The sequence below is a fragment of the Algiphilus aromaticivorans DG1253 genome (genome assembly GCF_000733765.1).
Taxonomy (GTDB): domain Bacteria; phylum Pseudomonadota; class Gammaproteobacteria; order Nevskiales; family Nevskiaceae; genus Algiphilus; species Algiphilus aromaticivorans.
Window position 1 is genome coordinate 2,832,104 of the sequence record NZ_JPOG01000001.1, and the last position, 19,250, is coordinate 2,851,353.

Genomic DNA, 19,250 nt, shown 5'->3' on the forward strand with positions numbered 1-19,250 from the left:
CAGCTCAGGCCGCGCTGCGGCTGTAGCCATGACGACGCAACATCTCGCCGGCCAGCGCCAGATAGGCGCGCGCGCCAGTGGATTGGGCATCGTAGACGAGCGCCGGCACGCCGTGGCTGGGCGCCTCGGCCAGCCGCACGTTGCGCGGCACGATGGTGCGGTAGACGCGGTCACCGAAGTGCTGGGTGAGCTGCGCCGAGACATCGTTGGCAAGGTTGTTGCGCGGATCGAACATCGTGCGCAGCAGACCGTCGATGGCCAGATCCTGGTTGATGACCTTGCGGATACGCTCGATGGTATCCATCAGCGCCGTCAGCCCTTCCAACGCGTAGTACTCGCACTGCATGGGCACCAGCACGCCGTCGGCGGCCACCAGCGCGTTGACCGTCAGCTTGGACAGCGCCGGCGGGCAGTCGAGGAAGATGTACTCATAGTCGTCGCGGATATCGGCCAGCGCCGACTTCAGCGCGAAGTCACCCACCGCCTGGTCGCGCAGCCGCACCTCGGCCTCGGTGAGGTCGCTGTTGGCCGGCAGCAGATCCAGCGCCAGCTTGTCGATGCGGATGGTCGCGCGCCGGGCGTCGCATTCCTCCAGCAGCACATCACGCACGGTGGGCTCGCAATCGTCCTTGTCGACACCGACCCCCATGGTGGCGTTGCCCTGAGCGTCGAGATCGACCAGCAGCACGCGCCGCCCGGCCGAGGCCAACGAAGCCGCGAGATTGACCGCGGTGGTGGTCTTGCCCACCCCGCCCTTCTGGTTGGCGACGGCGATCGTGCGGGTCATACCGCCCCCGCGGGCCGCGCCACCACGAGGTGGCGCGCCTCGTCGAGGCCGGGAACCTGCAGCGCTGTGATCTGCATGATGCGCACCCCCTGTTTACGGGCTTGGGCGACTTCCGGATCGGCCAGCTTACCCTTCATAGCCAGCCAGTAGCCATCAGCAGCCAGTGCCGCATGCGTGGAAGCGAAAAAGTCAGCCAGCTGACTGTAGGCGCGCGAGATGATGGCCGTGAAGGGGCGCTCGGGACGGTAGCGCTCGGCGCGCTCCTGCACGGTGGCGACATTGGCGAGCCCCAGATCGCGCGCAGCGAAGCGCATGAAGCGCGCCTTCTTGCCGTTGGAATCGAGCACCGTCACCGACCAGTCCGGCCGCGCCATCGCCAGCAGCAGGCCGGGCAGGCCGGCGCCGGCGCCGACGTCGAGCAGGCGCAGATCCTTGGGCAGCGCCAGCGCGTCCAGAACCGGCAGTACCGCCAGGCAGTCGAGCACATGGCGCGTGACCATCTGCTCGGGGTCACGCACGGAGGTCAGGTTGTAGGCGCGATTCCAGCGCGCCAGCAGCGCGATGTAGTCTGCCAGCGGAGCGGCCAGGGCCTGATCGAGCCCGAACTTGCCGAGCCCGCGCGCCAGCGCGTCAGCAATACCCCTTGTCTGCTTGGGCACGGCTTGCGCTAGACCACGAAGAAGTCGGGAGAATCGGGCACCGAGGTCGCCTCTAGCCGCTTGTGGTCGCCGCAACGGTGGACGATCTGCTCACGCTGTTGCTGTGTAGCCTTCAGTGCGAACTCGCCCCGGACCTCATGCGCCATGATCGTCGCCTCGAACATGCTCTTTTGCTCGCGCCAGTGCCGCTGGCAGCGCCGCGCATTGACATGAGATGGGTACACCAGCTGCCCCATCTGGCTCGTATCGCGGCCGACACGTGCCTGGCGGCCCTGCTGCGATGCGGCGCGAATCATGGCGCGGAAAACTGTGCACACATACAAGTGTACCGCCATGTTGCACCCGGAACAGTGGGGCGGGCGGAGCGCGGCGGATAGCGGCCGTTAGACCGCTAGTAGATTCCCCGTCTCTCCGGTGCCTCCAGGCGGCCGGCATCCACGAGCAGGTTGATCGTGGCCAGCGCATCGCCCGAGAGCGCGTCCATGCCATTGACCGCCTCGATGAAGCGGGTGCGTTCGGCGTCACTGACCAGATCCTTGGTGTAGTCCGCGAGCTTGGCTTCGTAGTCGGGGCGCTGCCACGGGGTGTCGCCACCGGGGTGGGCATTGGCGCGGGTCTTCTCGTCCGCCACCTCGGAGCCATCGGCGAGCGTCACGATCATGCGGCCGCCGTAGGCCTGCACGTTCGGGTCCTGGTCGTGGTAGAGGTCTTCCCAGCGCTGGTCGAACTGCGTTTCGATGCGGGCCATCAGCGCGCGTAGCTCGTCCTTTTCCGCCTGGGTCATCTGGTAGGCGCGGTCCTTGTGGAATTCGCCGGTCTGAATGCAGCGCGCGATGGCGAACATGATGCTGTGATCCAGCGTGCCGCGCGGCGAATCCGGGTCGATCTTCTGCGGGTCCTGCGCGTCGGTGCCGATCACGTGATGGGTGTGGTGGCTGGTCTCCAGCACGATCTTCTCGATCCGGTCGAGATCCACGCCGTCGCCCTTCTTCGGCAGTTGATCCCGCAGCTGCAGCGCGAGGTCGATGATCGCCTGACCCTGGTATTCGAAGGCGTGCTGCTTGGGATAGGTCTTCAGGATGTTGCGCAGCGGATCGACGCCCGCCTCCACCAGCGCGATCTTGTAGACGGCGTTCTCGTCGTCGCGGCCGTTCAGGAAGCGACGAATGATGCTGTCGACGCCTTCGTACACCGGATTGGGCCCCTTGAGCCCATGCATGGCGTGGTTCACGGCCTTGATGGCGATCTCCGCCGAGAAGCCGGGCACGAATTCCTTCTGCGCACCGATGTCGCCCTTGCGGGACTGGCGCGAGGAAATGGCGTTGTGCACGGCGAAGTTGATGGCGTGATAGGCCTGCTCGGTGCTCAGCTCCAACATGGAAGCGATGCCCGCAGCCGTGCCTGCGGCAATGTGGGTCATGTGATCGACCTTGTGCTTGTGCAGGCAGATGCCGGTGCCGTCGCCGGTGCCGACCAGCGCCACGTGCACCTCGTAGGCCACCACGATGCCGCGCAGGATGTCGGCGCCGTTCACGGCCAGATGCTGGCCGACCGCGATGATCGGGGAAATGTTGTCGTCCGGGTGCGAATACTCCGCCGCCAGGTAGCAGTCGTCGTTGTCCAGGAAGCGCACGGCCACTGCATTGGCAAAGGCAGCCGGCACGGGCGCAAAGCGATCCTTCAGCCCCCAGATGGTGGCCTTGCCGGTGCCCTTGGAAGCCTGCGCGTCGGCGCGCGCGACCTTGACCGCCATTTCATTCGCGGCACCCAGGGCGATCGCGGCGTTGTCGATGATCCGGTTCTTGGCCATCGCCACCGCGTCGGCGTCCTGCGGGGCATCCTTCGCCCGGGTCGCAAGCTCAGCCAGCTTCCATGCCAGTTGCTCCTCGCGGGCCAGGGCGCCGCTGGTTTTCTCTGCCTGAACGGAGTGGATCGTCGCGGTCATGTCGTAGCTCCTTCCTTTCAAAAATCCGGCCGACCCCAGAAGGAGACAGCGCCTGCGTCGGAACGCGATTTTATACGGTGTGGCGTGTCTCCCGGTTCCCGGCCCTTCTATCCTGGACCCTTTTCCAGGAATCGATAGGCTCGCGGAACCACAGCTCGGCAAGCTGCTAGATAACGGCCCTCGGATCGGCCCGGGCGGCGCCTCGGATATCGTCGCTGCTCATGGGCTGCCGCCTGTTACTGGTTGTGACCGGGGGTGAAATCCGCGCGCAGAATCCGCAAAGGCACGCGTCGCCCTTCGCCCGATTGGCCTAGGCGGCGGCCCCCAGCGCCGCGAGCAGCCGCTCGTGCACGCCGCCGAAATCGCCGTTGCTCATCACCAGCAGCACATCGCCATCGGCGGCGCCTGCGCTGACACGCGCAACCATCGCGTCGAGATCGCGCAGCACGGTGACGCGTTCCCCCAGCGAGGCCAGCGCGGCATCGGCATCCCAGTCGATGTCGGGCCGCAGATAGACGTAGCTATGGTCGGCATCGGCCAGCGAATCCGCCAGCGCGGCGGCGTGCGCGCCCATGCGCATGGTATTCGAGCGCGGCTCCAGCACCGCGATGATGCGCCCGGCGTCCAGGCCTTTGGCGGCGGCCAGCGTGGCGGCCACCGCCGTCGGGTGATGCGCAAAGTCGTCGTAGACCGCCACCCCGCGAGCGCGGCCGCGCAGCTCCATACGCCGACGCACCCCGCGGAAAGCAGCCAGCGCGGCCAGCGCATCTTCCGGATCGACGCCGACATCGGCCGCCGCTGCTACCGCCGCCACGGCATTGCTGCGGTTGTGCTCGCCGGGTTGAGTCAGCGCTAGCTCGCCGATGCAGCGCTGCGCTTGCCAGAGCCGGCCGTCGTCGTCGATGCGCCAGGGCTGCTCGGCGCCGAAGGCGATACTGGGCGTCCAGCAACCGGCCTCCAGCACGCGCGCCAAGCTGGCGTCGTCGCCGTTGACGATGAGCTGCCCATTGGCCGGCACCGTGCGCAGCAGGTGCGAGAACTGGCGCTCGATGGCACGCAGATCGTCGAAGATGTCGGCATGGTCGTATTCGAGGTTGTTCAACACCAGCGTGCGCGGCCGGTAGTGCAGGAACTTGGAGCGCTTGTCGAAGAAAGCCGTGTCGTACTCGTCGGCCTCGATAACGAACTCCGTGCCGCTGCCCAACGCCGCCGAGACGCCGAGATCCGCCGCCAACCCGCCCACCAGCCAGCCCGGGTCGCGGCCGCAGGCGCGAAGGATGTGGGCGAGCATGGCGCTGGTCGTGGTCTTGCCGTGGGTGCCGGCCACGGCCAGCACGTGGCGGCCGCGCAGCACGTGCTCGGCGAGCCACTGCGGACCGGAAACCAGCGGCTTGTCCTCGGAGAGCAGCCATTCGACGACGTCGTGGCCGCGCGTCATGACATTGCCGACGATGATGGCGTCGGGCTCCGGATCGCGCAGATGCGCCACCTCGTAGCCGGGCATGACTTCGATACCCAGCGCCTCCAGCTGCGTCGACATCGGCGGCCAAGCGTTGGCATCTGAGCCGGTAACGCGGTGACCGGCCTCGCGCGCCAGCGCGGCGATGCCGGCCATGAAGGTGCCGCAGATGCCGAGGATATGGACGTGCACTGGGGCCGTGGCCTAGCCCTGCGGGGCCAGCAGCATGCCGACGCCGCCGGCGACGATGTAGACCGTCAGCGCCAGACCCAGCGCGCAGGCGATGGCGAGCGCGTTACGGGCCTCCATCGCATTGCGGAAGATCCAGACCGAGACGGCAATGCTCCAGGCGGACAGGGCCACCGTCCCGGCCAGCGCCAGCCCCGGCACGTCCACCTGGGCTTCCGGATCCTTGGCGATGGCCTCCATGGCGGGAATCATCGGCAGCAGCAGGGGCACCAGCAGCAGCGAGAAGATGGCGTTGGTCATCAGCAGTGCGCTGGCTGTCTGCGGCGCGCGCTCGGGCGTGCCGCGCATGTTCAGCACGCCGGTGGTGAAGGCCCAGACCACCACCACCGCCACCACCGATTGCGCGATGGCCGCCAGCAGCGGCAGCGTCAGCTGGAACTGCACGGCTTGAACCACCACGGCCAGCATCACCGCATGGGCCACCGCCTGCGTTGCGGCGGGGAGATCCTGGGGGCCGGCACGGAAGATACAGATGCGCCAGGCGGTAGACAGCACGTTGAGCAGCATGAAATGGCCGGGCCTCGGCAGTGAATGCCCGGTATTCTACTCACCATGCAGCCGCAGCTAATCGCCGACGACGCCGCCCTTACCGCCCTGCTTCAGCGCCTGTCGAGCTCGGACTGGGTGACCGTCGATACCGAGTTCGTGCGCGAGCGCACCTATTTCGCCCAGCTCTGCCTGGTGCAGATCGGCAACGCCGAGGAGGTCGCCTGCGTCGATGCACTGACGGTGAACATGGCGCCACTGTGGGCGTTCCTGGCCGAGCCGGCGCGTATCAAGGTGATGCATTCGGCCTCGCAGGACATGGAGATCTTCGTCCAGCACACCGGCGACTGCCCGCGGCCGCTGTTCGACACACAGGTTGCCGCAGCCATGCTCGGCCTGGGCGATCAGATCAGCTACGCCGCGCTGGTCGAGCAGCGGCTGGGCGTGACGCTCGACAAGTCGCAGTCGCGCACGGACTGGTCGGCGCGACCGCTGAAGCCGGCCCAACTCGATTACGCCGCCGACGACGTGCGGCAACTGGGCAGGCTGTACCCCGAGTTGCGCGACGCACTGGAAGCCGCCGGACGCAGCGAATGGCTGCGCGAAGACTGTGAATCGATCTGCGAACCGGCCCGTTACCGGCCCAACCCCGATGGCGCCTGGCAGCGTCTGAAGGGACTGGGCCGGCTGGCGCCGGACTCTCAGCACGCCGCGGCGGCGCTGGCGCACTGGCGCGAGGAGCGCGCCCTGGCCAGCGACCGCCCGCGCCGCTGGGTGCTCGACGACGAGACGCTGCTCGCCATTGCCGCCGCCATGCCCACCGACGAGGCGCAGCTGCGTGCGCTCGAAGGCATCGCCCCGCGCAGTCTGGATCACTGGGGAAAGACCTGGCTGGAGCGCATCGCACAGGCGCCGAGAGAACTCGAACCACTAGTGGAAGATCTGCGCCCGGATGCCGCGCACAAGGCGCTGGTCAAGAAACTCGGACAGACCGTGCGCAGCCGCGCGGAGACGCTGGGGGTGCCGCCCAGCCTGCTGGCGGCGCGCGCCGGGCTGGAGCGGCTGGCGCGCGAGGGCGCGGGCAGCGCCATTCCGGCGCTGCAGGGCTGGCGCCGTCAGCAGGTGGGCGAGGCCCTGCTCGCCACCCTCGACAGCGCCTGAGGCAGGCCCTCAGGCGTTAACAGCCTGCTCGATGCGGCCGTAGATGTCCTCGATGTCACCGACACCCTTGACGGTGACGAGCAGGTCGCGCTCCTCGTAATACTTGAGCAGCGGATGCGTCTGGTCGCGGAAGACCTTCATGCGATTGCGGATGGTCTCCTCGGTATCGTCGGCACGACCGCGCTCCAGCAGACGCTTGACGATCTCTTCCTCGTCGGCCTCCAGGTGCACAACGCGATCCAGCGGCTTGCCCAACGCGATCAACAGCTCGTCCAGCGCCTCGGCCTGGGGCCGGCTGCGCGGAAAGCCGTCAAGAATGTAGCCGTTGGCGGCGTCCGGCTCATTGAGCCGCTCGCGGATCATGCCGATGACGACCTCGTCAGCCACCAGCTCGCCGGCATCCATCGCCGCCTTGGCCTTAAGGCCGAGCTCGCTGCCGGCGGCCACGGCCGCGCGCAGCAAATCGCCGGTAGAAACCTGGGGAATGCCGAGGCGCTCCATCAGCAGCGCACCCTGGGTACCCTTCCCGGAGCCGGGCGCACCCAGCAGAACAAGTCGTTTGCTCATAGTGAAGCGTTACTCGAGGGATCGTGTGGGCCGGGGCCCGGGGGCGAGCGCCACGCGGGCGACCGTAGAGCGGCGCAACGTTAATGCCGGCTAGCGGCGAGGTCAATGTTGCAGTGCGTCGTAAGGCAGCGCTTTTTTGTACCATAGCGCCCCATCGCCGCGACCCGACACGCCCGGAACGTCTACCGCATGGCCGAGCAACGCAACGCTTTCTACGCGCAGTCCGGCGGCGTCACCGCCGTCATCAACGCTTCCGCCGCCGGGGTCATCGAGGCCGCCCGCGAGCATCCCGAGGCCATCGGCACGGTCTACGCCGGCGCCAACGGCATCCTCGGTGCGCTGCACGAGGAACTGATCGATACCAGCACGCTGAGCGCCGATGACCTGCAAGCGCTCAAGCGCACGCCGGCCGGCGCCTTCGGCTCCTGCCGCCACAAGCTCAAGGGCTTCGACCGCAATCTCGCCGAGTACGAGCGCCTGATTGAGGTCTTCAAGGCCTTCGATATCGGCTACTTCTTCTACAACGGCGGCGGCGACTCGGCCGACACCTGCGACAAGATCAGCCAGCTCGGTGAGCGCATGGGCTACCCCATCCGTGCGGTTCACGTGCCCAAGACCATGGACAACGACCTGCCCGAGACCGACTGCTGCCCCGGCTTCGGCTCGGTGGCCAAGTACACCGCCGTGTCCATCGCCGAAGCCAGCCTGGACATCGCCTCCATGGCGCGCAGCTCCACCAAGGTCTTCATCCTGGAGGTGATGGGCCGCCACGCCGGCTGGACCGCCGCGGCCGGCGGCCTGGCCGCGCGCGAAGCCGACGACGGCCCGCAGATCCTGCTCTTTCCGGAGGTCGCCTTCGATCCCGAGCGCTTTCTCGCCAAGGTGCGCGAAACCGTCGAACGCGTCGGCTGGTGCACCATCGTCGCCTCCGAGGGCATCACCAACCCGGACGGCAGCCTCTTCGCCGAAGCCGGCGGCACCGACGCCTTCGGCCACAAGCAGCTGGGCGGCGTCGCGCCGCGACTGGCCGACATGATCAAAGCCGAGCTCGGCTACAAGCATCACCATGCCGTAGCCGACTACCTGATGCGCGCGGCGCGCCACATCGCCTCGGCCACCGACCTCGAACAGAGCTACGCAGTCGGCCGCGCGGCCGTAGAGAAAGCCGTGGCCGGACGCAGCGGCATCATGGTGACCATCGACCGCGAATCCGACAGCCCCTACCGCTGGAGCATCGGCGAAGCGTCGCTGGAAGCAGTCGCCAACAACGAGCGCATGATGCCGCGTGAGTTCATCAGCGAGGACGGCTTTCACATCACCGAGGCCGCCCGCCGCTATCTGCAGCCGCTGATCGCCGGAGAGGCCTATCCGGCCTATCGTGACGGCCTGCCCGACTATTTCCGCTTCAAGCCACAGCTGGTCGCTCCCCGCACCGGCCGGCGCTACGAAGCGGCCTGAATCATCCCGCGCGTGCACGCGCACGGCATTCCACTCTCAAGGGAGCAAGCACAATGAGTTTCAAGGACCTCGACCCGGGCAAGAAGGCGCCCGATGAATTCCTAGTCGTCATCGAGATCGCCGCCAACGCCGGCCCGGTCAAGTACGAAGTCGACAAGGACACCGGCCTGCTGATCGTCGACCGCTTCATGAACGTCGCCATGCACTACCCGGCCAACTACGGCTACGTGCCCGGCACGCTCTACGACGACGGCGACCCGGTCGACGTACTGGTGCTGACGCCGCATGACATCATCCCGGGCAGCGCCATCAAATGCCGCGCGGTGGCCGTGCTCGATACCGAGGACGAATCCGGCATGGACGCCAAGATCCTGGCCGTGCCGACCGACAAGGTCTCCACCGGCTACTACAAGGACATGAAGGACCTCGCCGACGTGCCGGAGCGCCTGCAGAACGAGATCCGCCACTTCTTCGAGCGCTACAAAGACCTCGAGGAAGGCAAGTGGGTCAAGATCTCCGGCTGGCGCGATGCCGCCGCGGCCAAGGGCGAGATCAGCAAGTCCATCGAGGCTTACAAGAAGAGCTGATGCGACCCGGGCGGCGGCGCATGGCTGCCGCCGCCTTCATCCCACGAGCAGGAGCGCCGCCATGAACGAGATCATCGAGGACCGCCCGACGCCGGGCAGCGAAGGCGGCGACCACGGCAACGAGGGCGAGCGCAACGTCGTCATCATCGCCTACATCCTGCACGCCTGCGCCGTCTTCACTGGCCTGACCGCCATCGTCGGCGTCATCATCAATCACCTCAAGGTCAACGACACCGACAGCGCCTTCATCCGTAGCCATCACCGCTGGATGCTGCGCACCTTCTGGTGGGGTCTGCTCTGGTCGTTGATCTGCGGCGTGCTGACACTGATCTTCATCGGCTTGATCGGCTACGCCATCCTCGCCATCTGGTGGATCTACCGCATCGTGCGCGGCCTGCTCGCCTTCGCCGAGCGGCGACAACTTCCGCTGCCGGACTGACGTGCACGGCGTAACCGCCGGCTATCTGCTGGCTGGCAGCCTGGCAGTGCTGGTCTTCTTCGGCATGGGCTGGCTCGTGCTGCCCCTGCTGCCGCTGTTACTGATCTGGCACGCGCTGCGCAGCCTGGGCGATCGCGGCGACATCGCGCACAGCCACGAAGCCTTTCTGCTGAGAAGCCATCTGCTGCTGGCGCTACTCCTGGTGCTGCTCTACGCGCTGCCGCTGGGCTGGGTGCTGAGCGCAATGGACCCGGATTCCGAGCTGGCCGCAGTGCTCGGCACGCGCGACCCGACGACTATCACGCACTGGCTGAAGCTGTGGCTAGCCGACCAGCTGCGCGAGCCCTCCGGCGCCTTCGCCTTACAGATGGCTTCCGGCTTCTTCTGGTTCACTTCGCATGCGCTGATCAGCATGGCGGTCGGCATCTACACCATGGTCCGCCTGCTGCGCCGCTTCCTGCGCTGGAGCGACCGCAAGCCCGCCTAGGCCTTGAGCGCAGCCAGTACTTCGGCCAGCTGATCCTCGACGGGCAGCATCCCGCTCACCACCAGCGTGCCCGCCTCGGCCGGTGCGAAGCGCGCCGCAACCTGCCGCACGAGCTTCGGCGTACGTTCCTTGGAGCTGTGCGCCTGGGCGCGTACACGCTGCTGCGCCGTGCGCAGGCTCACGCGCAGCTCCACCCCTAGCCAGCGTGCCCCGTAGGCCGCCGCCATACCCGCGGCGATGCGCCGATTCCCCACGGAAGCGAAGGTCATGCCATCGATGATGGCTCCCTGACCACCGGCAAGCATCGCGCGCAGCGCCTGCCAGAGCGCGGCGTTAGCCGCCGGCTTCTCGTCGACGCCGGACACATGCGCCGGGAACATCGCCGCGCGCATGGCGTCGCGGTCCAGTACCACCAAGCCGGTACGCGCTGCCAATTCTGCGGCCAGAGTCGACTTGCCGCTGCCAGGCAGCCCCATCAAAGCAACGACAGCAAAGAGCGGCGTCATCGTGTCACTGCCCTTCCAGTGGCCACAGCCACGCCGCGCCGCGCACGCCGGAGCTGTCGCCAAAGCGCGCCGGCACCAGCTTGGTATCCACCCGGTCCGAGAACACCCACTCCGTCCACAGCGCCGGGACGTGCCGGTACATCCGATCAATGCCGGACAGGCCGCCGCCGACGACGATCACCTCTGGATCGAGAATATTAACGATGCTGGCCAGCGCCCGCGCCAGCCGGTCCTCCCAACGCGCCAGCGTCGCCATGGCCTGATGATCGCCGGCCTCGGCCGCCGCGCAGATCGCCTGAGCATTCTCTGCCTGGCCACCACTGCGCTCGTGATCGGCGAGCAGACCTGGGCCGCAGCACCAGGTCTCGATGGAGCCATAGCGACCATCCCAGCCCTTCGGGCCCGGCACCTCATTCCATTCCGGTCGCGGCCAGGGCAAGGGGTTATGCCCCCACTCGCCAGCGATGGCGTTGGGCCCGGCCAGCAGCCGACCGTCGACAACAACGCCGCCGCCAACACCGGTACCGAGAATCACGCCGAAGACCGTGCCCCCACCAGCCGCTGCACCGTCCGTAGCCTCCGACAGCGCGAAGCAGTCCGCGTCGTTGGCAATGCGCACCTCGCGCCCCAGCGCCGCCATCAGGTCTTCGCGCAGCATCTGGTCATTCAGGCAGACGGAATTCGAGTTCTTCATCCGCCCCGTTGCCCGCGACACCGCCCCCGGCGTACCGGCCCCCACCGGCACGCCCGTCAAGCCCTGCTCACGCTCCACGGCCGTCACCATCTCCCGAACCTGCCGGATGATCGCGCCATAGTCACCAACCGGCGTCGCCTCCCGCCGCCGCGCAACGAACTCGCCCTCCGCATCGAGCAATGCGACCTCGATCTTCGTGCCGCCGAGATCGACGCCGATGCGGTAGGTGGAAGACATTGCAGAGACCATTAAAGAGGGGGCTTAGGAAGAGCGAACGTAATTCGTATCCTACTGGCGTCAGCGTCAGAACAGCTGACGAAGACTCCGTTCAACCCAGCGTGCGCGGGAGTTACTCAGCCCTGGAAGGCGCTGGCATCTAGCCACCATCAAGGGCGCGACCAAGCGACAAGAAGCCTGGTTGCAGAGCTTTCGACGCAGCGCCAAGCCCTGCATGGAGCGCAAGCGACATCGCGCGAGAGGAAGAGCGCGATCTGCTCAAGGATGAATAGGTCAGTGCCCGGGCAGGGACCTCCAGCGCACCCTGCTTTCGCGAGCGGCCGAAGCCGCGGCAGCCGTCGGAGGCTATTTACGGCACGTCTCGGACACCGAACCCGCAGCATACGCCTGCAGGAGAACGGATCCAACGACCGGTACATAGCTTCGCGCCCGCGGACGCGGGACCCAAAGCATATTGAAACAAGGCAACCAGCGCTTGAGTTCCTGCCGCCCGAAGAGCCATAAAATCCGACGACCAAGCACGTCTGCTGCGCACTCGCGGCGGCAATCATCTTTACGGCCCACTTGATCATGAGCACACTCGATCACCGTCTCACGCAAGAAACGACCGCGCATCATGGCCGAACGATCGCGCCGGGACGCGAACGAACCCCGATAGACGAAATTGCGATGCATGAATATGCCAAAACGCAGCCGCGGCCGGGCGACACCCTGATCGGGGGCGCGGTTATCGCCGCTTTTCTGGGGGTGCTGGCAATTTTTCTCGATGAAATCGGCGAGCCGTCATTCGCTTTCACCCTCGCAGCTGTTCTCGCGATCGCGGGCGCTGTGCGCCGAATCAGGCATTCCCCTCGGGACCCCAAGTAGCCCAAACGCTAAGCCGGAGAAAACGAAACGGTCGCCTCGCACCAACATTCGTATCCGCGCGCCTCACGACCAGCTCATCCCCGCGCCTGCGGGGAACACCTCTACGCCGAGCGCATCCACTACGACCCGGCCGGTTCATCCCCGCGCCTGCGGGGAACACTCAACATCGGCCACATCGTCGGCACGATCCTCCGGTTCATCCCCGCGCCTGCGGGGAACACCGAATAGACGACGCCGTCATCGTCGGTGGAGACGGTTCATCCCCGCGCCTGCGGGGAACACGCCGCACCGCCGAGGCTGTTTTCCAGCTGCACCGGTTCATCCCCGCGCCTGCGGGGAACACGAGCGCACGAAGGCCTTTCGCCGGCGAAAGGTCGGTTCATCCCCGCGCCTGCGGGGAACACACGGGCTCTGGCAAGAGCCTCATACTCGCCGACGGTTCATCCCCGCGCCTGCGGGGAACACCCGTGACGCAGGCCGCCAAGGGAGAGTTCGAGCGGTTCATCCCCGCGCCTGCGGGGAACACTGGCGGCTGCCGGTCGCGGGCCACAGCGCGATCGGTTCATCCCCGCGCCTGCGGGGAACACCCGTGACGCAGGCCGCCAAGGGAGAGTTCGAGCGGTTCATCCCCGCGCCTGCGGGGAACACTGGCGGCTGCCGGTCGCGGGCCACAGCGCGATCGGTTCATCCCCGCGCCTGCGGGGAACACTCGCCCAGGCGCCGCCAGATGTCCGGCATAGCCGGTTCATCCCCGCGCCTGCGGGGAACACATGCCGCCGGACCCAATGGAGACGACGGGGCACGGTTCATCCCCGCGCCTGCGGGGAACACTCAAGCCGCAGCAAAAGATAAAAGCTATTACCCGGTTCATCCCCGCGCCTGCGGGGAACACACGACACTAGCAACGTGCCCGTTTTGCGCCAGCGGTTCATCCCCGCGCCTGCGGGGAACACCCAGGCGGCGATACTCGGCGGCCAGGCGTGCGAGTTCGGTTCATCCCCGCGCCTGCGGGGAACACTGTAGTCGCGGCGCTCGGCGTGGTGGTCCTGGCGGTTCATCCCCGCGCCTGCGGGGAACACATCATTTCCGGGGGCCGGGGCGTCACCCACGCCGGTTCATCCCCGCGCCTGCGGGGAACACCAGTACTGATCGCGGAAGCGATCGGCGAGCTGCGGTTCATCCCCGCGCCTGCGGGGAACACAGTTTTTCCAGCTGGTCGAGGAGCATCGCGTGCGGTTCATCCCCGCGCCTGCGGGGAACACTACGACCGAGATGACACAAATCGGCGAGGAATCGGTTCATCCCCGCGCCTGCGGGGAACACCTCGATGATGCGGGACCAATAGCCATCCTGGCCGGTTCATCCCCGCGCCTGCGGGGAACACGGCGTTGGCGTGGCCGGATTTGCGGCGGATGGCGGTTCATCCCCGCGCCTGCGGGGAACACGTGATCGACGAGGTTTCTTTGTACGCCGGGCTTCGGTTCATCCCCGCGCCTGCGGGGAACACGGCTGGGTCGAGGTCAGCCGCAGCCCCGATCCCGGTTCATCCCCGCGCCTGCGGGGAACACGGCTGTTCGCTGGACGATCCCAAGTCGGTGACCGGTTCATCCCCGCGCCTGCGGGGAACACGTCTACGGCGAGATCGCGCACATCATCGCTTACGGTTCATCCCCGCGCCTGCGGGGAACACACCTGGTCAGGCGTTCGGCCGTCGAGCGCGTCCGGTTCATCCCCGCGCCTGCGGGGAACACCCGGCCGAGGTCGTCGTCATGATTGATTCGGTCGGTTCATCCCCGCGCCTGCGGGGAACACGCGTCAGGGTCATCGGTGACGTGGTGAGTGATCGGTTCATCCCCGCGCCTGCGGGGAACACCTCCTCCGGTGCGACACAGATTTTGCGTCGCTCGGTTCATCCCCGCGCCTGCGGGGAACACTCGATTCCAGCATCCACGACGTGGGCGGCGATCGGTTCATCCCCGCGCCTGCGGGGAACACGTGCGAGCCGTCGTTCTTCCGGACCTGGTGCGCGGTTCATCCCCGCGCCTGCGGGGAACACCAGGCACCAGGCCCGGAACAAATCCCAGATGTCGGTTCATCCCCGCGCCTGCGGGGAACACTCGGATTCCCGGTTACCGATATCGCCGACGCTCGGTTCATCCCCGCGCCTGCGGGGAACACGGTGAAGCGCGTGAGGCTGCCCGGGGTGCGGTCGGTTCATCCCCGCGCCTGCGGGGAACACGCCCTGCAGGCAGTTGAGCAGCACGAACAGGGCGGTTCATCCCCGCGCCTGCGGGGAACACTCGCGCGCGACGATGGCCGCATCCAGGTTCTCCGGTTCATCCCCGCGCCTGCGGGGAACACCCGACGCCCTCGGGGATCATCGTCGGGTCGACCGGTTCATCCCCGCGCCTGCGGGGAACACGTCTGGACCCGCTGCTGCGCGAAACCGAGGTGCGGTTCATCCCCGCGCCTGCGGGGAACACGCGCGGCGCGGCTGGCGGCAACTAAAGCCGTCCGGTTCATCCCCGCGCCTGCGGGGAACACGACGACCGGCCGACGCCGTTCAACCACAACGACGGTTCATCCCCGCGCCTGCGGGGAACACTTCTGCGCCTCGCGCGTCAGCTGGTGCTTGGTCGGTTCATCCCCGCGCCTGCGGGGAACACATGGTGAACGCCCTGCGCGTTGCGGCGCAGCGCGGTTCATCCCCGCGCCTGCGGGGAACACGCGGCTGATGTCGCCCAGGGTCTGCTCGAAGGCGGTTCATCCCCGCGCCTGCGGGGAACACCCAACGCCATCGGGGATCATCGTCGGGTCGACCGGTTCATCCCCGCGCCTGCGGGGAACACACGAGTCAGACTACCCGCTGCAGGGCATCCGTCGGTTCATCCCCGCGCCTGCGGGGAACACAAGATGCGCGTATCGCAGCGTCGTGCGGATATCGGTTCATCCCCGCGCCTGCGGGGAACACCCATCGACGCCCACCACCGGGACGATGCCGCCCGGTTCATCCCCGCGCCTGCGGGGAACACAGACCCGCTCCCAGCCGAGGGGGGATCTCGCGCGGTTCATCCCCGCGCCTGCGGGGAACACGCCGAGCGGAAACTCGCGCGTAGCGCCGAAGGCGGTTCATCCCCGCGCCTGCGGGGAACACACCTGCCGGCTCCATTCCAGCTCGCACAGCGTCGGTTCATCCCCGCGCCTGCGGGGAACACATCCGGTTGCCGGCGATGATGTCGGGCCGGCACGGTTCATCCCCGCGCCTGCGGGGAACACCTGCGCAATAGCCTCGCGCCAGTCGGTCGGGCCGGTTCATCCCCGCGCCTGCGGGGAACACCAGGTGAAGGGCGAGATCAGCGTCATCGACAACGGTTCATCCCCGCGCCTGCGGGGAACACGCGCTGCTCAAGGACGTGCTGCCCGGCCAGACCGGTTCATCCCCGCGCCTGCGGGGAACACTGAAGCCCGCCTCGAGCGGGCTCCTCATTCTTCGGTTCATCCCCGCGCCTGCGGGGAACACCGGGTCGCGGCCTTCCAGGACCTGCATCAGCGCGGTTCATCCCCGCGCCTGCGGGGAACACCAGAAGGAAGTCTCCCGGATAAAGGCTGCGCGCGGTTCATCCCCGCGCCTGCGGGGAACACACGCCGACGGCGGTCGCTGCTGGCACGCCGGACGGTTCATCCCCGCGCCTGCGGGGAACACCTCGGCTTCCAGCTGCCCGCGACCCGCGACGGCGGTTCATCCCCGCGCCTGCGGGGAACACTCTTCGCGTAACCGCCTGATCCATAAGGGCAGAAACTTGAAGGAAAATTCTACCGGCGATTTAGGCGACGTGCCGCCGGCAAGTATCCGGGTTGTTAAAGATCGCTGCGCCCCTCGCGAGGCAGAGCCGCTTCGGGCAGGAATTCAACCAGCGACACACCGTCGAACTGAACCGGCACCCGCCGATTCTCACCGAGTGTCTGAAAGCTGAAGCCAGCATCGTTGCCCGAATCGCGCCAGACGATGACCGCATTGCCTTCCTCGATCATCTCTTCCACTTGTTCCCAAAGATACTCGCGCACCTTCTTACCGTATTCCCCCACGTAAACCCCCGCACGTACTTCGAGCAGCCAGACAGCCAATCGACCGCGCAGTCGCGGCGGGGCATTCTCGAGGACGATGACGATCATTGGCTGCGGTGCCCGGGGTCGCCCAGGCTCTCCGGATTGGCGATGGCGGGGCCGACTTGCTCTGCGTGCGCTTCTGGCGGCTTGATCTCACCCGCCGCGAGAATGTTCTCGATGTCCGGGATGATGCGTTGCAACACCTTCGATTTTCGGAACACATCTCGGCATTGCAGACGCACATCCCGCTCCGGCTCGCGCCCGCGCTTCGCGGCCACCGAGAACGCAATGGGCACAACGGTTTCGAACTTGTAGAGGTCGGCGACGTCGTAAACGAAACTCAGCGGCTTGCCGGTATGGATGAAGCCGATAGCGGGGGCGTAGCCGGCCGCCAGCACAGCCGCTTCCGAAACGCCATAAAGGCAGGAGGTCGCCGCGGAGAGGCAGCGGTTGACGATGTCCGTGCCCTGCCAATTGTCGACGTCGTAGTCGCGGCCCGACCATTGCACCCCGAACTGCTTCGCGAGCTGCTTGTACATCTCGCGGACGCGTACCCCTTCGATCCCGCGCAACTGGTCGACGCTGCGGCGAGCCGGCGGCTCCTCCCCGAAGCGACGACGATACATCTCACGGACGACCTTGAGGCGAAGATCATCATCGAGCGCCAGCTTCGCCTGATAGAGCAAGCGGTCCGCACGCGCGCCACCGGGCTGCCCGGCCGAGTAGAGCCGAACGCCGCCTTCGCCGATCCACACGAGAAGCGTGCCCACCTGAGCGGCCAGCCGCACGGCCGCATGAGAAATACGCGTACCGATTTCCAGCATCAGGCAGGCAACGCCACCGACCGGGATGTGGGTGCGGACGCCATTCTTGTCGACGACTACAAAAGCGCCATCCAGCACGTCGAGCTGCCCCTTCTCGACGAAGAGAATCGACATTCGTTCCTTCATGGGAAGTGGCTTGAGGGGCATCCAACCTGATGAACTCGCCATCACAGCTCTCCGCAGATACGCAGCGTTTCACGGACCAGCGCGGTCCCCAGGAAGTAACCGCTCCCGCGCAGCTTGCGGACTATCGGAGCCACCTCGTCCAGCGAGCCGTGTCGTTTGGCCATTACGAGCACCCCCAATGTCCCGATCACGAGCACTTCGCAGTTGCGCGCGATTGATCTCGCCGCACGGTCATCCATCAATACCCATGCATCGCGCCGCAGCGCGACGCTGATAGCGGCACGCTCGCCCGCACCTAGCGGGAGGTCGGCCAGCCAAGGGTGCGTAGCGCTGGCGCATAGGCTGAAAGCAGCCTCCGTCTTGATGGCCTTGCGCAATGCTTTCGCGTCTTCGCGCGAAGGATGGTGCTGGCTCTCCTTCCAGACCACGCGCGGCACGAGGACTTGACCAAAACCGTTCGCCAACCACGCAAGCCCGTCGACCCGGGCAAGCGCCAGCAACGGCCCGGTGTCGGCAACAAGCAGCCGCTCAGTCGAGGCCAAGCCCCGTGAGCTCCTCGCGCAACTCGTCAACCGGGTAACCGGCTGCCGGTACGCGATGCCGAGCCATAAGATCCAGGAAATCGCTGCGGCTCATGCCGGCCAGCTCGGCGGCCACGCCTTGGCTGATGGTTCCGTCCCGGACAAGCTGCAAAGCAAGAGCCGTCCTGACGCCACCGGTAAGCAGACTCTCACTGAAGGGCACGGCGACAAAGAGCGGATTGCCCCGCTTGGATACCAGCGAGAGTTTGCCGGCTTCGGCGCCGCGCACCAGCTCACCGGTGCGCTCGCGTAAATCACGGATCGTGAAGTTTTCCATGTGCTTGTGCCTCAGCATGTGCCATCAAAAGATAGCACTTTGACTCAGGCCGGGCGCACCAGCAACAGGCCACAACCGAACGCTTTCGCGTGGCCGATACCCTGCAGAAGCGCCATCCGGAATCGCTCTACATCCTGCACTTCAAGCTCTCCTGAGAAATCCACCGTGCTGAGCTGAATGGCTTTACCGTTGGCCCGCTTTGGGGCTTTCTCAGCCACCCGGTTGTAGTTGTCTACGCGCAGACTGCCATCGATCACCGCGAATCCCGCCTGCTGGGCGCGACTACGCAACCACTGCCCGCAGACATTCGTGACCAGCTCATACAGTGGCGGCTTGTCCTCGTCGACCCAATCCTTCCAGCGTGCAAGTCCGCGCGCATCCAGCATCTCGCGCTTGGCGTGCATAACGACATCATCGCGGCGCGACTTGCCCTCGCGTTTATGCGTAACAACGGGATTCGCACGCAGCTCGAAACGAAGGCATGCGCCCTCCGCCACTTTCGGGTCGTACTCGCGCGACTGCACGTCCCAGCCGTCCATCGCGGGCGAAGGCCGGCGCGCGGAAACCACGTGATAACGGGGCATGCCATCGACATCAGAGCTGCGGAACAGGAAATCGCGCGGCGTGCCTTCCGGCGCTTCGAAGAATTGCCACAGCCATTGATGCTCGCGGTAGGGCCCTGTCGCGCGACTTGCCGCGGCATCGCGCTCGCGGCCCGGCTTTGGCGTGATCATACTGAAGTACATT

General features: G+C 66.7%; 20 protein-coding genes and 1 CRISPR repeat array. Of the genes, 6 read left to right on the forward strand and 14 right to left on the reverse strand.

Annotated elements, in window-relative coordinates; all coding sequences use genetic code 11:
* Window positions 1–4: 4 nt before the first annotated feature.
* From U743_RS13210 to U743_RS13235, 6 genes are all read right to left on the reverse strand, one after another.
* On the reverse strand, window positions 5–787 hold the full coding sequence (locus U743_RS13210) for a ParA family protein (protein WP_043768900.1): 783 nt from the start codon (window positions 785–787) through the stop codon (window positions 5–7).
* The gene (rsmG, locus tag U743_RS13215) at window positions 784–1,446 is read right to left on the reverse strand and encodes a 16S rRNA (guanine(527)-N(7))-methyltransferase RsmG (protein ID WP_043768902.1); all 663 of its coding nucleotides are present in this window, start codon (window positions 1,444–1,446) and stop codon (window positions 784–786) included. The genes U743_RS13210 and rsmG overlap by 4 nt, the downstream gene beginning before the upstream one ends.
* An 8-nt stretch (window positions 1,447–1,454) precedes the next feature.
* Entirely contained in the window at window positions 1,455–1,781 is a 327-nt protein-coding gene (locus tag U743_RS13220) for a hypothetical protein (protein WP_043768904.1), read from the reverse strand.
* Between the two features lie 56 nt (window positions 1,782–1,837).
* The gene (locus tag U743_RS13225) at window positions 1,838–3,553 is read right to left on the reverse strand and encodes an MmgE/PrpD family protein (RefSeq protein ID WP_156966444.1); all 1,716 of its coding nucleotides are present in this window, start codon (window positions 3,551–3,553) and stop codon (window positions 1,838–1,840) included.
* A 148-nt stretch (window positions 3,554–3,701) separates the two neighbouring features.
* Complete coding sequence (gene mpl, locus U743_RS13230) at window positions 3,702–5,042, reverse strand: UDP-N-acetylmuramate:L-alanyl-gamma-D-glutamyl-meso-diaminopimelate ligase (RefSeq protein WP_043768908.1); 1,341 nt, start codon at window positions 5,040–5,042, stop codon at window positions 3,702–3,704.
* Between the two features lie 12 nt (window positions 5,043–5,054).
* Window positions 5,055–5,606: a hypothetical protein gene (locus U743_RS13235; RefSeq protein WP_043768910.1), complete on the reverse strand. Its 552-nt coding sequence runs from the start codon at window positions 5,604–5,606 to the stop codon at window positions 5,055–5,057.
* Between the two features lie 24 nt (window positions 5,607–5,630).
* Between U743_RS13235 and rnd the strand changes: the two genes are divergently transcribed.
* Window positions 5,631–6,746, forward strand: coding sequence for a ribonuclease D (gene rnd, locus U743_RS13240; protein ID WP_232226785.1), 1,116 nt, complete (start codon window positions 5,631–5,633; stop codon window positions 6,744–6,746).
* Between the two features lie 9 nt (window positions 6,747–6,755).
* On the opposite strand, the gene U743_RS13245 is transcribed toward rnd, so the two are convergent.
* Window positions 6,756–7,313: an adenylate kinase gene (locus tag U743_RS13245; protein WP_043768911.1), complete on the reverse strand. Its 558-nt coding sequence runs from the start codon at window positions 7,311–7,313 to the stop codon at window positions 6,756–6,758.
* 189 nt (window positions 7,314–7,502) lie between these two features.
* Here U743_RS13245 and U743_RS13250 point away from each other — a divergent pair, with 189 nt between their 5' ends.
* From U743_RS13250 to U743_RS13265, 4 genes are all read left to right on the forward strand, one after another.
* Window positions 7,503–8,771: a 6-phosphofructokinase gene (locus U743_RS13250; RefSeq protein ID WP_043768913.1), complete on the forward strand. Its 1,269-nt coding sequence runs from the start codon at window positions 7,503–7,505 to the stop codon at window positions 8,769–8,771.
* A gap of 53 nt (window positions 8,772–8,824) precedes the next feature.
* Window positions 8,825–9,358, forward strand: a complete 534-nt coding sequence (ppa, locus tag U743_RS13255) for an inorganic diphosphatase (protein ID WP_043768915.1) — start codon at window positions 8,825–8,827, stop codon at window positions 9,356–9,358.
* 61 nt (window positions 9,359–9,419) lie between these two features.
* A complete protein-coding gene (locus U743_RS13260; protein ID WP_084191543.1) occupies window positions 9,420–9,797 on the forward strand; it encodes a DUF4870 family protein in 378 nt (125 codons plus the stop codon).
* Between the two features lies 1 nt (window position 9,798).
* Complete coding sequence (locus U743_RS13265) at window positions 9,799–10,284, forward strand: hypothetical protein (protein WP_043768917.1); 486 nt, start codon at window positions 9,799–9,801, stop codon at window positions 10,282–10,284.
* On the opposite strand, the gene U743_RS13270 is transcribed toward U743_RS13265, so the two are convergent.
* A complete protein-coding gene (locus tag U743_RS13270; RefSeq protein WP_043768919.1) occupies window positions 10,281–10,790 on the reverse strand; it encodes an AAA family ATPase in 510 nt (169 codons plus the stop codon). The genes U743_RS13265 and U743_RS13270 overlap by 4 nt on opposite strands.
* Before the next feature lie 4 nt (window positions 10,791–10,794).
* On the reverse strand, window positions 10,795–11,721 hold the full coding sequence (locus U743_RS13275) for an ROK family protein (protein ID WP_043772194.1): 927 nt from the start codon (window positions 11,719–11,721) through the stop codon (window positions 10,795–10,797).
* A gap of 570 nt (window positions 11,722–12,291) precedes the next feature.
* Between U743_RS13275 and U743_RS13280 the strand changes: the two genes are divergently transcribed.
* Complete coding sequence (locus U743_RS13280) at window positions 12,292–12,588, forward strand: hypothetical protein (protein WP_156966445.1); 297 nt, start codon at window positions 12,292–12,294, stop codon at window positions 12,586–12,588.
* 70 nt (window positions 12,589–12,658) lie between these two features.
* Window positions 12,659–16,352: a CRISPR direct-repeat array (repeat unit 29 nt; unit sequence CGGTTCATCCCCGCGCCTGCGGGGAACAC).
* A gap of 94 nt (window positions 16,353–16,446) precedes the next feature.
* Here the strand turns inward: U743_RS13280 and cas2e are convergent.
* Genes cas2e through cas6e form a run of 5 tightly spaced genes read right to left on the reverse strand, consistent with a single transcriptional unit; the run spans window position 16,447 to window position 19,249 of the window.
* Window positions 16,447–16,761 (reverse strand): type I-E CRISPR-associated endoribonuclease Cas2e, encoded by a 315-nt coding sequence (gene cas2e / locus U743_RS13285; protein ID WP_043768923.1) that lies wholly within the window; start codon window positions 16,759–16,761, stop codon window positions 16,447–16,449.
* Entirely contained in the window at window positions 16,758–17,687 is a 930-nt protein-coding gene (gene cas1e, locus U743_RS13290) for a type I-E CRISPR-associated endonuclease Cas1e (RefSeq protein ID WP_198022155.1), read from the reverse strand. Before cas1e ends, cas2e begins: the two co-directional genes overlap by 4 nt.
* Complete coding sequence (locus U743_RS13295; RefSeq protein ID WP_043768926.1) at window positions 17,687–18,187, reverse strand: DUF3368 domain-containing protein; 501 nt, start codon at window positions 18,185–18,187, stop codon at window positions 17,687–17,689. Before U743_RS13295 ends, cas1e begins: the two co-directional genes overlap by 1 nt.
* Window positions 18,174–18,521: a type II toxin-antitoxin system prevent-host-death family antitoxin gene (locus tag U743_RS13300; RefSeq protein ID WP_198022037.1), complete on the reverse strand. Its 348-nt coding sequence runs from the start codon at window positions 18,519–18,521 to the stop codon at window positions 18,174–18,176. The genes U743_RS13295 and U743_RS13300 overlap by 14 nt, the downstream gene beginning before the upstream one ends.
* A 26-nt stretch (window positions 18,522–18,547) precedes the next feature.
* Window positions 18,548–19,249, reverse strand: coding sequence for a type I-E CRISPR-associated protein Cas6/Cse3/CasE (gene cas6e, locus U743_RS18220; RefSeq protein ID WP_052368150.1), 702 nt, complete (start codon window positions 19,247–19,249; stop codon window positions 18,548–18,550).
* Window position 19,250: the final 1 nt, after the last annotated feature.

What these genes read in the sequence shown, in the direction of transcription:
- U743_RS13210 (WP_043768900.1), bottom strand. Translation starts at nt 787, where the DNA reads ATGACCCGCACGATCGCCGTCGCCAACCAGAAGGGCGGGGTGGGCAAG.
- U743_RS13220 (WP_043768904.1), bottom strand. Translation starts at nt 1,781, where the DNA reads ATGGCGGTACACTTGTATGTGTGCACAGTTTTCCGCGCCATGATTCGC.
- U743_RS13235 (WP_043768910.1), bottom strand. Translation starts at nt 5,606, where the DNA reads ATGCTGCTCAACGTGCTGTCTACCGCCTGGCGCATCTGTATCTTCCGT.
- rnd (WP_232226785.1), top strand. Translation starts at nt 5,631, where the DNA reads ATGCCCGGTATTCTACTCACCATGCAGCCGCAGCTAATCGCCGACGAC.
- U743_RS13245 (WP_043768911.1), bottom strand. Translation starts at nt 7,313, where the DNA reads ATGAGCAAACGACTTGTTCTGCTGGGTGCGCCCGGCTCCGGGAAGGGT.
- U743_RS13250 (WP_043768913.1), top strand. Translation starts at nt 7,503, where the DNA reads ATGGCCGAGCAACGCAACGCTTTCTACGCGCAGTCCGGCGGCGTCACC.
- ppa (WP_043768915.1), top strand. Translation starts at nt 8,825, where the DNA reads ATGAGTTTCAAGGACCTCGACCCGGGCAAGAAGGCGCCCGATGAATTC.
- U743_RS13260 (WP_084191543.1), top strand. Translation starts at nt 9,420, where the DNA reads ATGAACGAGATCATCGAGGACCGCCCGACGCCGGGCAGCGAAGGCGGC.
- U743_RS13270 (WP_043768919.1), bottom strand. Translation starts at nt 10,790, where the DNA reads ATGACGCCGCTCTTTGCTGTCGTTGCTTTGATGGGGCTGCCTGGCAGC.
- U743_RS13275 (WP_043772194.1), bottom strand. Translation starts at nt 11,721, where the DNA reads ATGTCTTCCACCTACCGCATCGGCGTCGATCTCGGCGGCACGAAGATC.
- U743_RS13280 (WP_156966445.1), top strand. Translation starts at nt 12,292, where the DNA reads ATGAGCACACTCGATCACCGTCTCACGCAAGAAACGACCGCGCATCAT.
- cas2e (WP_043768923.1), bottom strand. Translation starts at nt 16,761, where the DNA reads ATGATCGTCATCGTCCTCGAGAATGCCCCGCCGCGACTGCGCGGTCGA.
- cas1e (WP_198022155.1), bottom strand. Translation starts at nt 17,687, where the DNA reads ATGGCGAGTTCATCAGGTTGGATGCCCCTCAAGCCACTTCCCATGAAG.
- U743_RS13300 (WP_198022037.1), bottom strand. Translation starts at nt 18,521, where the DNA reads ATGCTGAGGCACAAGCACATGGAAAACTTCACGATCCGTGATTTACGC.
- cas6e (WP_052368150.1), bottom strand. Translation starts at nt 19,249, where the DNA reads ATGTACTTCAGTATGATCACGCCAAAGCCGGGCCGCGAGCGCGATGCC.